The organism is Cupriavidus respiraculi (assembly GCF_914271545.1).
GTDB lineage: Bacteria > Pseudomonadota > Gammaproteobacteria > Burkholderiales > Burkholderiaceae > Cupriavidus > Cupriavidus respiraculi.
Window position 1 is genome coordinate 916,105 of sequence record NZ_CAJZAH010000002.1, and the last position, 13,808, is coordinate 929,912.

The following is a 13,808-nucleotide window of genomic DNA, read 5'->3' on the forward strand; positions in this document are numbered from 1 at the left end:
CGCGAGCGACCAAGCTTTGGGACTGGCGGAACAGGCCGTCGACACTGTACATTCATACAGTACCAGCAGCCATTCCCGGACAGGCAAAGATGTCGTCACTAATTCCCAAGTTTCACAAGGGCAGAGGCGCCCTGACCAGTTCGGAGTCCCGTTTCGAGGCCTGGTCGCGCGAAGCCGACGACGGGGCGTTGTCAGAACTCGAGGAGCTCCATGGCGCCCGCGCCGCACCGAAGACTACGCTGGTGCTGGAAGACGCGCGGACGATCATCACCCGCAATCAGTCGCCCGATGTTCCCTTCGACCAATCGATCAACGCGTACCGCGGTTGCGAACATGGCTGCTCCTACTGCTTCGCGCGGCCCACGCATGCCTATCTCGGCCTCTCTCCCGGGCTCGACTTCGAAACGAGGCTGTTCGCCAAGCCCAACGCCGCGCAGCTGCTCGCGCGGGAGCTGGGAAGAAAGTCGTATGTGCCCAGCGTCATTGCGATCGGCACCAATACCGACCCGTACCAGCCCGTCGAACGCAAGCTTTGCATCACCAGGGAGATACTGGCCACGCTGGAGCGCTTCCAGCATCCGGTGGCGATCACCACCAAGTCCGCGCTGGTGACCCGGGATATCGACATCCTCGAAAGGATGGCGGCCAAAGGGCTCGCGCGGGTGTTCATGTCGGTGACAACGCTGGATGCCGACATCGCGCGGAATATGGAACCCCGGGCCAGCACGCCCACGCGGCGGCTCGAAGCCATCCGGAAGCTGGCGGATGCGGGCATTCCCACGGGGGTGATCTTTGCCCCCGTCATCCCCGCGCTGACCGACTACGAACTCGAGAACATTCTGAAAGCGGCGTCGCAGGCCGGAGCGTCTTCGGCGGCCTACGTGCTGCTGCGGCTGCCACTGGAGGTACGCGACATTTTCGCGGAATGGCTGGAGCAACACTACCCGGGCCGCAAGAAGCACGTGTTGAGCGTGATCGAGAACATGCGTGACGGCAAACTCTACGACGCGCAATTCGGCACCCGCATGCGCGGGACCGGCATCTTCGCCGAACTGATCAGCCAGCGCTTCCGGCTCGCTTGCCAGAAATTCGGGCTCAACGCGGAACGGCCGCCGCTGCGCACGGATCTGTTCCGGCGCCCCGGGGAGGACAGTGGGCAAGGCGTGCTGTTCTAGCGACCGCCATGCCCTCCCGCAGCCATCACGTCGCCGCGCCTATCGACCACCCCGCGGTCGAGCAGCACCCGCAGGCCCATCGGTTCGCCGAACTGCGGGCGATAGGCCGTCGCACGAAAGGTCCTGGCGCGTAGCCACAGGAAAGACGCCACGGCCGCCCGCGGTGCGCCGCTAGCGCCTGGCCAGCAGGCCGATGCACAGGCTCATCAGGCCGAGGCGGCCTTTGACGCCCAGCTTGCGGTAGATGCCGGTCGCATAGGAATGCGTGGTCGAGACCGCCAGCTCCAGCCGTTGCGCAATCTGTTTCTCGCTGGCTTCCGTCAGCAGCAACTGCAATACCCGGCGCTCATACGGTGCCAGGCACCACAGCAATTCAAGCGGCGGCAGGAGTTCGCCGCCCGCAATCGGCCTGGCGTGCAGCGCGGTGGTGTTGCGCGCCACGCCGATGCGCAACCGCTGGGGCTCGAGCCATGACGCGGACCACGAAAAATGGACGTCGCTCCCGTCCTTGTGTCGATAGCGGTTCTCGAAACCCACGCGGCTCGCGCCGGCCAGCACCTTGGCTGCTTCGGCGCGCGTGCGTTGCCGGTCGGCCGGCACCACCAGATCCATGATCGCCTGGTCGACGATATCGCCGCGCGGAAATCCCAGCGTGTCGACGCATGCCCTGTTGATGTACTGGATCTTCCCAACCTCGTTCACGAGAAAGACGGCATCCGGCACGCTGTCGGCAAAGCGGACGATGGCCTCTTCGGTAGCGGACTTGGTCATTTCGTGTCCCGGCGCGAGTTTGGAAGTCTCCAAAACAGACGCCGACACATTGCCACAGCGCCGCAACGGTGGCAAACCCCGCTCGCCAACCGCAAATTGGCGCGGAATCGGCGCCACGCCGGCCGCTCCCCCTCTTGTTCCTCCCGCGTTGCGGAAGGCATGGGACAGATCCGAGCCACCATGGCGCCTCCGTTCGCGCGCACGCTCCCCTGATCGCCGGCACGCCGCGCATGCGCGCATGCATTGCCGTCTCTCACCCTGATACGGGAACAATGCTGGCGGGAGACCAGGCGTGGACATAGCCTGCTATTCAGCAGGCTATTGGGCACACCCTCGTTTTGCTAAGGTCGAGCCCGCGACCCTGCGACATGCCGGGCCCATACGGGGAACAGGCATGGGAACTGCGCAACCTGACAAGGACATCCACCCATGAAGCTCTTCGACCGCGCACTCCACACCCCGATGGGTCGGCGCCAACTCCTGCGCGCCGCCAGCGCGGCCGTCGTGGCCCCGGCCCTGGCTGCCTGCAGCGATTCATCGATGGCGCAGACCGCCCCGGTGGAGCTGCAGAACGCGATCCACGATTTCGCCCGGCTGGAACCGGACATGACCGGCGCACTGGTCCGCGCGGACGTACCGGACAGCCCGTGGGCCGCGAGCTATTTCCCGGAACGGCAGCTGTTCGTGGGGAGCGCCATCAAGACCTTCATCCTCGGGCAATTCCTGCGGGACAGCGAAGTGTCGCGCAACGGCATTACCGGGGACAGTACCGTGGAAGTGAGCGATCTGCGCCGCTCGCCCGGCGGCGGCGTATTCGAAGGACTGACCGGCACCACGCACTATCGCAATGTGCTGGAGGCGATGATCGCCCACAGCGACAACACCGCGACCGATATCGCCATCGCGCAGGCGGAACCGGCCCGGGTGCGCGCGTTGATCGCCGAGGCGGGCCTGGCGCAGACGCAGATCCCCGACTCCACCCGCATGGAGTTCTCGTATCTGGCCGGAGCGCCACTGGGAGTGGACATCGGCTGGGCCGGCACCCAGAACATCGACGGCCTGGGCTACACCGCCCGCTCGACCGTCATCAATCCGGACGTGGCCATGCTCAGTTCGCCGAACGATATGGTGAGCTGGTACCAGCAGGCGCTCAGCGGCAAGTTCTTCGCCAAGCCCGCCACACTGAAGGAATTCAAGCGGATTTCGGCCATGGCCAACGCCATGCCGGTGATCGTGCCGGACGACACGGTCGCGTACGGCAAGGGCGGGAGCATCGACTGGGCCGGCTTTCACTGCATCTGCGTGGCGGGTCAGATGCGCGTACGGGATGTGCCGGTAACCTTCTGCTTTGTGCTGAACTGGAAGAGCGAGTCCAGCAATTCGATGACGCGCTCGGGCGAATTCGTCGCGCCCATCGTCAGGGCGCTGGAAGCGGTATCGACATCGATCAAGCAGATGTATCCGCGCAAGGCCTGAGCGGGCCGCGATGGCGTTCCGTCCCGCGCGGCGCCGGCCGCGCCGGCCTCAGCCCGCCTGGCCCCGCTCGTCCACCGAGATGGCCAGCGTCTCCTTGATCTCCTCCATCACCACATAGCTCTTCGACTGGGCCGCGCCGGGCAACTGGAGCAGGATATCGCCGAGCAGCCGCCGGTACTCGCCGATCTCCCGGATGCGGGCCTTGAGCAGGTAGTCGAAGTCGCCCGACACCAGATGGCATTCGAGCACCTCGGGAATCCGCAGCACCTCCCGGCGGAACTGCTCGAACATGTTGCCGGCCTTGTTGTTCAGCGAGATCTCGACGAACACCAGCAGCCCGCTGCCCAACAGCGCCGGGTTGAGGCGGGCGTAGTAGCCCATGATGATGCCGTCGCGCTCCAGGCGCTTGACGCGCTCGATGCACGGCGTGATGGTCAGCCCGACCGCCTCGGCCAGGTCCTTCATCGACATCCTGCCGTCGCCTTGCAGCAGCGTCAGGATCCTGCGGTCCAGCCGATCCAGGCCGCGCTGCGGCAGTCGGGTCGTTCGCATGACTATTTACTGTTTCCGTGAATTATTCGTGAATTATGACTGGATGAGTTCCAATAACATAGACGGAAATCCTATACCCACCTGACATTCCGGTCGGAGTTCCGAAAGATGCGTGTTCTAGTTCTCGGTAGCGGCGTCATTGGCGTGACCAGCGCCTGGTATCTGGCCAAGGCAGGCCACGACGTCACCGTCGTGGATCGCGAAGCCGCGCCCGCGCTGGGCACCAGCTTCGCCAACGCCGGGCAGATATCGCCGGGATATGCATCGCCCTGGGCGGCGCCGGGTGTGCCGCTGAAGGCCATCAAGTGGATGTTCCAGCAGCATGCGCCGCTGTCGATCCGGCCGGACGGCAGCCTGTTCCAGTTGCAGTGGATGTGGCAGATGCTGATGAACTGCAACGCGCGCAGCTATGCCACCAACAAGGAGCGCATGGTGCGCCTGGCCGAGTACAGCCGCGACTGCATCCGCGCGCTGCGGGCCGATACCGGCATCGCCTACGAGGGCCGCCAGCGGGGCACCTTGCAGGTGTTCCGCACCGAGGCGCAGCTCGAAGACGCGGCCAAGGACATCGCCGTGCTGGAAGAGGCCGGCGTGCCGTACGAGCTGCTGTCGCGCGAGGAACTCGCCCTCAGCGAACCGGCGCTGGCCGCGGCCGGCGACAAGCTGACCGGCGGCCTGCGCCTGCCCAACGACGAGACCGGCGATTGCCAGCTGTTCACGCAGCGGCTTGCCGCGATGGCCGAGGGCCTTGGCGTGAAATTCGTCCAAGGCCGCTCCATCGACAGCCTCCTGACCCAGGGCGATGCGGTGACCGGCGCGGTGATCGCCGGCGAGCCGACCTTCGCCGATCTGGTGGTGGTGGCGCTGGGCAGCTGGTCCACGCCCTTCGTGCAGAACTTCCTGCGCATCCCGGTCTATCCGCTCAAGGGCTTCTCGATCACGGTGCCGATGACCGACGCCGCGCGCAGCCCGGTGTCGACGGTTCTTGACGAGACCTACAAGGTGGCGATTACGCGCTTCGACGACCGCATCCGCGTCGGCGGCATGGCGCAGATCGTGGGCTACGACAAGACGCTCGATCCGGCCAAGCGCAAGACGCTGGAGCACGTCGTCACCGACCTGTTCCCGGGTGCCGGCGATGTCAGCCGCGCCACGTTCTGGACCGGCCTGCGCCCGATGACACCCGACGGCACGCCCATCGTCGGCCCGACCCCGGTAAAAGGACTGTGGCTGAACACCGGACACGGCACGCTGGGGTGGACCATGGCGTGCGGGTCCGGCAAGCTGCTGTCGGACCTGGTCTCGGGCACCTCGCCCGCGATCCGCGCGGACGACCTGTCGGTGGCGCGCTACCAGCGGCAGACGCAGCGGCACCCGATGCCGCGGCCGGCCACGGCGTGATGCTGGCGGCGACTCAACGCAACGGCACTGAAACGAAAAGACGGCCCCTCGGGGCCGTCTTCTTTTTTGGTGCCCGCTCAGCCGGTCAGAACTGTGCCTCCGACAAGGCAACGGTCGCCGCGCCGCCGGCCACGATCGCGTCGCGCAGGCCGCCGGCCTGGGACAGGATGTGTTCGGCGAAGAAGTGGCCGGTCGCGATCTTGGCGGCGCAGAATGCCGGATCGTCCGCCATGCCCGCATCGGCCGCCAGCATCGCGCGGCCCATTTGCCAGCCGCTGAACACGATGCCGCACAGTTTCAGATACGGCACGCTGCCCGCGTAGGCCGCGTTCGGATCGGATTTTCCATTGGCGACGATAAAGTCGATCGCCTCCACCAGCGCTTCCCGAGCCTTGGCCAGCTGCCGGCGCATCGCGCCGAACGCGGCGCCGCCGTGGTCGCCCAGCCGCGCCTCCGTTTCCGCGATGCGGGCGCACAGCGCGCGCGCCACCGCGCCGCCGTCGCGCACGGTCTTGCGGCCGACCAGGTCGTTGGCCTGGATGGCCGTGGTGCCCTCGTAGATCGGCAGGATGCGCGCATCGCGGTAGTGCTGCGCGGCGCCCGTTTCCTCGATAAAGCCCATGCCACCGTGCACCTGCACGCCCAGGCTCGTCACGTCGATGGACAGTTCCGTGCTCCACCCCTTGACGATGGGCACCAGGAATTCGTACACCGCCTGGCTTTCCTTGCGCACCGCTTCGTCGGGATGCTGGTGCGCCGTATCGCTCTCGGCCGCGGCCACATAGGCCACCGCCCGCCCGCCTTCGGTGAGCGCACGCATCGTCATCAGCATCCGCTTCACGTCGGGATGGTGGATGATCGTTACGGCCTGGCGCGCCGAGCCGTCCACCGGCCGGCTCTGCACGCGCTCCCGGGCGAACGCCACCGCCTGCTGGTAGGCGCGCTCGGACACCGCGATCCCCTGCATGCCGACCGAGAAGCGCGCGGCGTTCATCATGATGAACATGTACTCCAGACCTCGGTTCTCCTCGCCGACCAGCGTGCCGATGGCGCCGCCGTGGTCGCCGAACTGCAGCACCGCCGTCGGGCTGGCCTTGATGCCGAGCTTGTGTTCGATCGAGACGCAATGCACGTCGTTGCGAGCGCCGAGCGAGCCGTCGTCGTTCACCAGGAACTTCGGGACAATGAACAGCGAGATGCCCTTGACGCCCTCGGGCGCATTCGGGGTGCGGGCCAGCACGAGGTGGACGATGTTGTCCGCCATGTCGTGCTCGCCATAGGTGATGAAGATCTTGGTGCCGGACAGCTTGTAGGTGCCGTCGCCCTGCGGCTCGGCGCGCGTGCGCACCGCGGCCAGATCCGAGCCGGCCTGCGGCTCGGTGAGGTTCATGGTGCCGGTCCACTCGCCCGAAATCAGTTTGGGCAGGAACGTCGCCCGCTGCGTTTCGGTGCCGGCCGTGAGCAGGGCCTCGATCGCGCCATCGGTCAGCAGCGGACACAGCGCGAACGACAGGTTGGCCGAGTTCAGCATTTCGTTGCAAGCGGTTGCGATCAGCTTGGGCAGCCCCTGCCCGCCGAACTCCTGCGGATGCAGCACGCCCTGCCAGCCGCCTTCGCCGAACTGGCGGAAGGCGTCCCGGAATCCGGCCGTCGTGCGGACCTCGCCGTCGTGCCACGCGCTCGGCTCGATGTCGCCGGCCCGGTTCAGCGGCGCCACCACCTCTTCGTTGAAGCGGGCCGCCTCTTCCAGCACGGCCTGCGCGGTGTCGGGCGTCGCATCTTCGAACCCGGGCAGGCGGCTGACGGCATCAAGACCCGCAAGCTCGTTCATCACGAACAGCATTTCCTTGAGCGGGGCACGGTAGGTCATCGAAGTCTCCGTTGTAGGTATGAAAAAGCCGTTCGCGGGCGGCGCCCGGAACGGCTTGCAATGCTGTCCGCACCGCCCCTTGCCGGGCGGTGCCCCGGGCCTGTCAGCCCAGCGCCGCGACCAGTTCCGGCACGACCGTGTTCAGGTCCCCGACCAGGCCGTAGTCGGCCACCGAGAAGATCGGCGCTTCGGCATCCTTGTTGATCGCCACGATCACCTTGGAGTCCTTCATGCCGGCCAGATGCTGGATCGCGCCGGAGATGCCGACGGCGATATAGAGCTGCGGCGCGACGATCTTGCCGGTCTGGCCGACCTGATAGTCGTTAGGCACGAAGCCCGCGTCCACCGCCGCGCGCGAGGCGCCCAGCGCGGCGCCCAGCTTGTCGGCCAGCGGCGTCAGCACCTTGGTGTAGTTGTCCCCCGAGCCCACGCCGCGGCCACCGGAGACGATGATCTTGGCGGCGGTCAGTTCGGGACGATCGCTCTTGGTGACTTCGCGCGACACAAACTGCGAAACGCCCGCGTCGGCGGCGGCCGGCACGTTGTCGACCGAGGCGGAGCCGCCTTCGCTGGCGGCCGGGTCGAACGCCGTGCCACGCACGGTGATGACCTTGACCTTGTCGGACGACTTGACGATGGCGATCGCGTTGCCGGCGTAGATCGGACGCTCGAAGGTATCGGGGCCGTCGACGCGGGTGATGTCGGACAGCTGGGCCACGTCGAGCTTGGCGGCCACGCGCGGCAGGATGTTCTTGCCGTAGGCGGTGGCGGGGGCCAGGATGTGGCTGTAGTCGCTGGCGACGGCCAGCACCTGCTCCGCCACGTTCTCGGCCAGGCCGTCGGCGAAATGCGGCGCGTCGGCCAGCAGCACCTTGGAGACGCCGGCGATCTTCGCGGCGGCGGCGGCAGCGGCAGCGGCATTGGAGCCGGCCACCAGTACGTGGACATCGCCGCCGGTCTGGGCGGCGGCCGTCACGGTATTGAGCGTGGCGGCCTTGATCGATTGATTGTCGTGTTCAGCAATGACGAGTGCAGTCATGTTCTATCTCCTGGCCGCTCAGATGACCTTGGCTTCGTTCTTCAGCTTTTGCACCAGCGTCGCGACGTCCGGCACCATCACGCCAGCGCTGCGCTTGGCGGGCTCGACCACCTTGACGGTCGACAGGCGCGGGGCCACGTCGACGCCGAGGTCTTCCGGCTTCACGGTTTCGAGCGGCTTCTTCTTGGCCTTCATGATGTTGGGCAGCGTGACGTAGCGCGGCTCGTTCAGGCGCAGGTCGGTCGTCACGACGGCCGGCAGGGTCACCGACAGGGTTTCGAGGCCGCCGTCGACTTCGCGGGTCACCGAAGCCTTGCCGTCCGCGACCACGACCTTCGAGGCGAAGGTGGCCTGGGGCAGGTTCGCCAGCGCGGCAACCATCTGACCGGTCTGGTTGGAGTCGTCATCGATGGCCTGCTTGCCGAGGATGACCAGTTGGGGCTGTTCCTTGTCGATCAGGGCCTTGAGCAGCTTGGCGACGGCCAGCGGCTGCAGGTCCTCGTTGCTCTCCACCAGAATGCCGCGGTCGGCGCCGATGGCCATGGCAGTGCGCAGCGTCTCCTGGCATTGCGTTGCGCCGCACGACACGGCGATCACTTCGGTGGCCACGCCCGCTTCCTTCAGACGCACCGCCTCTTCCACGGCGATCTCGTCGAACGGGTTCATGCTCATCTTCACGTTGGCCAGATCCACACCCGAGCCATCGGACTTCACACGGACCTTCACGTTGTAGTCCACCACGCGCTTGACTGCGACAAGTACTTTCATGCGCTACTCCACTGATAGTCAGAAATTGGTTCGCCCGCCATTATAACCACCGGGTCGATGGCCCTCTTGCTTTTCGAACGACCGTACTATTTTATCGGCAAAGAATTGCCGGGCAAAGCCCGGCAATGAAAAATCTGGCGCCTATTGTGCCGCAGGAATCGCAGCGGCACACGGATTTCGACGTTTTCTTCGGTTTGCCCGCGTCAGCCCGGGCACGCCGCTTACCAGGCGGTGATGACCGATTCCTTGTACGTCTTGGCGACGTAGTCCTTGATCTCGGCCGAGTGGTAGGCCTTGATCAGCTTGGCGACCCACGGCTTGTCCTTGTCCGCGGCGCGCACGGCGATCAGGTTGGCGTACGGACCCTTGGGGCCTTCCGACGCGATGGCGTCCTTGGTCGGCGACAGGCCGGCGGACTCGGCGTAGTTGCCGTTGATCGCGGCGGCGTCCAGGTCGTCCAGCGAGCGCGGCAGTTGCGCGGCGTCCAGCTCGACGATGCGGATCTTCTTCGGGTTCTCCACCACGTCCAGCGGCGTGGCCTTCAGGCCCGCGTCCGGACGCAGCTTGATCACGCCCTTGCTCTGCAGCAGCAGCAGGCCGCGGCCGCCGTTGGTCGGATCGTTGGGCACGCCCACGCGCGCGCCCTGCTTGAGCTGGTCGAGCGACTTGATCTTCTTCGAATACACGCCCATCGGGAACGTGACGGTGAAGCCGACATTGGCGAACTTGTAGCCACGGTCCTTCATCTGCGCCTCGAGGTACGGCAGATGCTGGTAGCTGTTGGCGTCCAGGTCTCCGGCGGCCAGCGCCGCGTTCGGCTGGATGTAGTCGCTGAACTCCACCACCTGGATGTTCAGGCCATCCTTGGCGGCGACCTTCTTGACCTGTTCCATGATCTGGGCGTGCGGGCCGCCGGTCACGCCGATCTTGATCGGCTTGTCCTGGGCGGTGGCGCCCGTCGCGAGGGTGGCGCCCACGGCGACACCGGCAATCCATTGCAGCAAGCTACGACGTTGCATGTTGTGACTTCCTTCCTTGACTCTGGAGTTGATGCTTGTGTTGATGTTGTATGCGACCGGGAAACTCTCTGCCGGGCGAACCCGGTTCAACGATGGCTGATCCGGCGCACCAGCCAGTCGCCAAAGCTCTGCACCGCCTGTACCAGCACGATGAGGATCACCACCACCGCCACCATCACCTCGGTAATGTAGCGCTGGTAGCCATAGCGGATGCCGAGGTCGCCGAGCCCGCCGCCGCCGATGGCGCCGGCCATGGCGGAGTAGCCCACCAGGCTGACGAAGGTGATCGTCAGGCCGGCCACGATGCCGGGCATCGCCTCGGGCAGCAGCACCTTCCACACGATCTGGCGCGTGGTGGCGCCCATGGCCTGCGCCGCCTCGACCAGGCCCTTGTCGACCTCCCGCAGCGCGCTCTCGACCAGCCGCGCGATAAACGGAATGGCGGCGATGGTCAGCGGCACCACGGCCGCCGCCGTGCCGATCGACGAGCCGGCGATGAAGCGCGTGAACGGAATCACCACCACCAGCAGGATGATGAACGGAATGGACCGCACCGCGTTGACCACCACGCCGATGGTGCGGTTGAACAGCGGATGCGCCAGCACCCCGCCGCGATTGGTCAGGTGCAGCACCACGCCGAGCGGCACGCCAAGCAGCGCCCCGACCACGCCGGAGATGCCCACCATCAGCATGGTTTCGCCGAACGACACCAGGAACAGATCAAGCAACTCAGACCACATGTTCGATCTCCTCCACCACCACGCCCTGCTGCTGCAGATATTCCATGGCCGCCTTCACATCGGCCGGTTCCCCGGTGGCCATGATGGCCAGCGAGCCGAACGCCTGGCCCTGGATCTCGTCGATATGGCCATGCAGGATATTGAAGTCCAGCCCATAGCGGCGGATGGCCTGGGCCAGCACGGGCTGGTCCACGCCCTCGCCGGTGAAGGCCAGCCGATATACATGGTCGCGGCCGTTGCCGAGCCGGCTTTCCACGCGCTTGAGCACGCTTTGCGGCAGCTCCTGCGCGATGACGTCGCCGATCATGGCGCGGGTGACTTCGTGCTGCGGGCGCAGGAACACGTCGATGACGCGGCCCTGCTCGACCACGCGGCCGGACTCGAGCACCGCCACGCGGTCGCAGACCTGCTTGATCACTTCCATCTGGTGCGTGATCAGCACGATGGTCAGGCCCAGCTCGCGATTGATCTTCTTGAGCAGATCCAGGATGGCCCGCGTCGTTTCCGGATCCAGCGCCGAGGTGGCTTCGTCCGACAGCAGTACCTTGGGCTTGGACGCCAGCGCGCGCGCAATGCCCACGCGCTGCTTCTGGCCGCCGCTGATCTGCGACGGGTAGCGATCCTTGAGCGCGGTCAGGCCGACCAGGTCGAGCAAAGGCAGGACGGTGGCGGCGATGGTGTCCCGACTCTGGCCGGCCAGCTCCAGCGGCAGCGCCACGTTCTCATAGACCGTGCGCGAGGACAGCAGGTTGAAGTGCTGGAAGATCATGCCGATGTCGCGGCGGGCGCGGCGCAGGGCATCGTTGTCCAGCGTGGTCAGGTCCTGGCCGTCGACCACGACGCGGCCATCGGTGGGCCGGTTGAGCAGGTTGATGGCGCGCACCAGGGTGCTCTTGCCCGCGCCGCTTCGGCCGATGATGCCGAAGACCTCGCCCGCCGCAATGGACAGGCTCACATCCCGCAGCGCATGCACATCCCCCGACCCGCCGGGAAAACGCTGCGACAGACCTTGCAGTTCGATCATGAGAAGGCGAAAAGAAAACGGCAACAGGCGAGATTTGGGGTCTCCAGCGCTGTTGCCGCATTTTTATGTTCTTGTGGAAGCGTGCATTTTAAGCGATCCGCTTCATGCCAGAAACGACTTTTTACCGATGTCCTTAGAAGTACAGGGAATATAGACGGCCTGAGAGGCCACTTTCGACGCCGGCCGGCGCCTCAGGCGCCACACCAGGCAGGCGGGCGCTTGTCCAGGAACGCCTGGACACCCTCCAGCGCGGCGTCGTCCATCATGTTGCAGGCCATGGTCTGGCCGGCGAGCTGGTAGGCCGCCTCGACGCCCATTTCCAGCTGGCGGTAGAACAGCCCCTTGCCCGCCGCGATGGCCGCGGCCGGCTTGGCCAGGATGGCCGCGGCCAGTCGCGCGACCTCGGCATCCAGTTCCGCGGCCGGCACGACCCGGTTGACCAGCCCGCGCGCCTGGGCCTGCGCCGCGTCGATCATGTCGCCGGTCAGCAGCATTTCCAGCGCCTGCTTGCGCGGCAGGTTGCGCGACAGCGCCACGCCGGGCGTCGAGCAGAACAGGCCCAGGTTCACCCCGGACACCGCGAAGCGCGCATCGTCCGCCGCCACGGCCAGATCGCACATCGCCACCAGCTGGCATCCGGCCGCGGTGGCGATGCCGTGCACGCGCGCGATGACCGGCTGCGGCATGCGCTGGATGGCCATCATCATCCGCGTGCAGCGCTCGAACAGGCCGCGGTAGTAGTCGTGCGACGGGTTGGCGCGCATCTCACGCAGATCGTGGCCGGCACAGAAGGCCTTGCCGGCACCGGCAATCACCACCACCCGCACCGTCGGGTCCTGCGCGTGCCGCGCCAGCGCCGCGGTCAGCGCGTCGAGCATGGCTTCGGACAACGCGTTGAAGGCATCGGGCCGGTTCATCGTCAGGCGGACTACGCCCGCGCCGTCCCGGCTCTCGCCGACGGTTTCGGACTGGTTCCCCGCCGCGGCACCCACCACAGCGCCAGCATCGTTCTCGGCCATCGCGCCCTCCCTAGCCTTCGAGCAGTACCTTCAGATGGGCGAGCACGCTGCGGCCCAGCGCGCTCAGGTTGTATCCGCCTTCCAGGCAACTGACGATCCGCCCCTGCGCATGGGCGCGGGCCACCGCCATCAGTTCCCCCGTGATCCAGGCGTAGTCCTGCTCCACCAGGCCCATCTGGCCCAGGTCGTCCTCGCGATGCGCGTCGAAGCCGGCCGAGATGAACAGCATCTGCGGCTTGAACTCGTTCAGGCGCGGCAGCCAGATGGTTTCGACCACCTCCCGCACCACCATGCCGTTGCTGTAGGCGGGGAGCGGAATGTTTGACATGTTCGCGGCCACGTGCTCGGTGCCGCTGTACGGGTAGAACGGATGCTGGAAGAAGCTGCACATCAGCACGCGGGAATCGCCGCGGAAGGCGGCCTCGGTGCCATTGCCGTGGTGAACGTCGAAATCGATCACGGCCACGCGTTCCAGCCCGTGGGCTTGCAGCGCATGGCGGGCCGCCACGGCCACGTTGTTGTAGAAGCAGAAGCCCATGGCGCGGTCCGGCTCGGCGTGATGGCCGGGCGGGCGGACGCAGCAGAAGGCATTTTCCAGCTCGCCCGAGATCACGGCGTCGGTGGCCGCCACGGCGGCGCCCGCCGCATGCACGGCTGCGGCGAGGGTGTGGGCGTTCATCGACGTATCGGGGTCGATCGCGTGATAACCGCTGGCCGGGCTGCATTCGGCCAGCGAGGCGACGTAGTCGGGCCGGTGAACGCGTTCGAGCTGCTCCGTGGTGGCCGCCGGCGCTTCGCGCCGGTCCAGCAGCCCGTCGATGCCATGGGAGATCAGATGGTCTTCGATCGCGGTCAGGCGTTCCGGGCATTCCGGATGGAAGTGTCCCATCTCGTGAAGCAGGAACTCGGGGTGCGTGTAGTAGCCCGTTGGCATCTTGTTTTTTCGCGATGTTG

Annotated in this window: 13 protein-coding genes; 3 read left to right on the forward strand and 10 right to left on the reverse strand. The window is 66.4% G+C overall.

What is annotated here, in order from left to right; genetic code table 11:
* Positions 1–89: 89 nt before the first annotated feature.
* Positions 90–1,175, forward strand: coding sequence for a PA0069 family radical SAM protein (locus tag LDO27_RS12080; RefSeq protein ID WP_222201610.1), 1,086 nt, complete (start codon positions 90–92; stop codon positions 1,173–1,175).
* Between the two features lie 171 nt (positions 1,176–1,346).
* On the opposite strand, the gene LDO27_RS12085 is transcribed toward LDO27_RS12080, so the two are convergent.
* Positions 1,347–2,063, reverse strand: a complete 717-nt coding sequence (locus LDO27_RS12085; RefSeq protein WP_224041986.1) for a LuxR family transcriptional regulator — start codon at positions 2,061–2,063, stop codon at positions 1,347–1,349.
* Between the two features lie 312 nt (positions 2,064–2,375).
* On the opposite strand from LDO27_RS12085, the gene LDO27_RS12090 reads away from it, so the two are divergent.
* The gene (locus tag LDO27_RS12090; RefSeq protein WP_222201612.1) at positions 2,376–3,422 is read left to right on the forward strand and encodes a serine hydrolase; all 1,047 of its coding nucleotides are present in this window, start codon (positions 2,376–2,378) and stop codon (positions 3,420–3,422) included.
* A gap of 48 nt (positions 3,423–3,470) precedes the next feature.
* Here the strand turns inward: LDO27_RS12090 and LDO27_RS12095 are convergent, their stop codons facing one another.
* Positions 3,471–3,974, reverse strand: coding sequence for an Lrp/AsnC ligand binding domain-containing protein (locus tag LDO27_RS12095; protein WP_222201613.1), 504 nt, complete (start codon positions 3,972–3,974; stop codon positions 3,471–3,473).
* A gap of 108 nt (positions 3,975–4,082) precedes the next feature.
* On the opposite strand from LDO27_RS12095, the gene LDO27_RS12100 reads away from it, so the two are divergent.
* Entirely contained in the window at positions 4,083–5,375 is a 1,293-nt protein-coding gene (locus LDO27_RS12100) for a D-amino acid dehydrogenase (protein ID WP_224041988.1), read from the forward strand.
* A gap of 85 nt (positions 5,376–5,460) precedes the next feature.
* Here the strand turns inward: LDO27_RS12100 and LDO27_RS12105 are convergent, their stop codons facing one another.
* The 8 genes from LDO27_RS12105 to LDO27_RS12140 all read right to left on the reverse strand — a co-directional run bounded on the left by LDO27_RS12105 (position 5,461) and on the right by LDO27_RS12140 (position 13,788).
* Positions 5,461–7,245 (reverse strand): acyl-CoA dehydrogenase, encoded by a 1,785-nt coding sequence (locus LDO27_RS12105; RefSeq protein WP_224041990.1) that lies wholly within the window; start codon positions 7,243–7,245, stop codon positions 5,461–5,463.
* Between the two features lie 103 nt (positions 7,246–7,348).
* Complete coding sequence (locus LDO27_RS12110; RefSeq protein ID WP_222201616.1) at positions 7,349–8,284, reverse strand: electron transfer flavoprotein subunit alpha/FixB family protein; 936 nt, start codon at positions 8,282–8,284, stop codon at positions 7,349–7,351.
* 18 nt (positions 8,285–8,302) lie between these two features.
* Positions 8,303–9,052 carry an electron transfer flavoprotein subunit beta/FixA family protein gene (locus LDO27_RS12115; protein ID WP_222201617.1) on the reverse strand — a complete coding sequence of 250 codons (750 nt, stop codon included), beginning with the start codon at positions 9,050–9,052 and terminating at the stop codon, positions 8,303–8,305.
* 221 nt (positions 9,053–9,273) lie between these two features.
* Entirely contained in the window at positions 9,274–10,071 is a 798-nt protein-coding gene (locus tag LDO27_RS12120; RefSeq protein ID WP_222201618.1) for a MetQ/NlpA family ABC transporter substrate-binding protein, read from the reverse strand.
* Between the two features lie 86 nt (positions 10,072–10,157).
* Positions 10,158–10,811 carry a methionine ABC transporter permease gene (locus LDO27_RS12125; protein WP_222201619.1) on the reverse strand — a complete coding sequence of 218 codons (654 nt, stop codon included), beginning with the start codon at positions 10,809–10,811 and terminating at the stop codon, positions 10,158–10,160.
* A complete protein-coding gene (locus LDO27_RS12130; RefSeq protein WP_222201620.1) occupies positions 10,801–11,835 on the reverse strand; it encodes a methionine ABC transporter ATP-binding protein in 1,035 nt (344 codons plus the stop codon). Before LDO27_RS12130 ends, LDO27_RS12125 begins: the two co-directional genes overlap by 11 nt.
* 191 nt (positions 11,836–12,026) lie before the next feature.
* Positions 12,027–12,854, reverse strand: a complete 828-nt coding sequence (locus LDO27_RS12135) for an enoyl-CoA hydratase (RefSeq protein WP_224041992.1) — start codon at positions 12,852–12,854, stop codon at positions 12,027–12,029.
* A gap of 10 nt (positions 12,855–12,864) precedes the next feature.
* On the reverse strand, positions 12,865–13,788 hold the full coding sequence (locus tag LDO27_RS12140) for a histone deacetylase family protein (protein ID WP_222201621.1): 924 nt from the start codon (positions 13,786–13,788) through the stop codon (positions 12,865–12,867).
* Positions 13,789–13,808 lie beyond the last annotated feature (20 nt).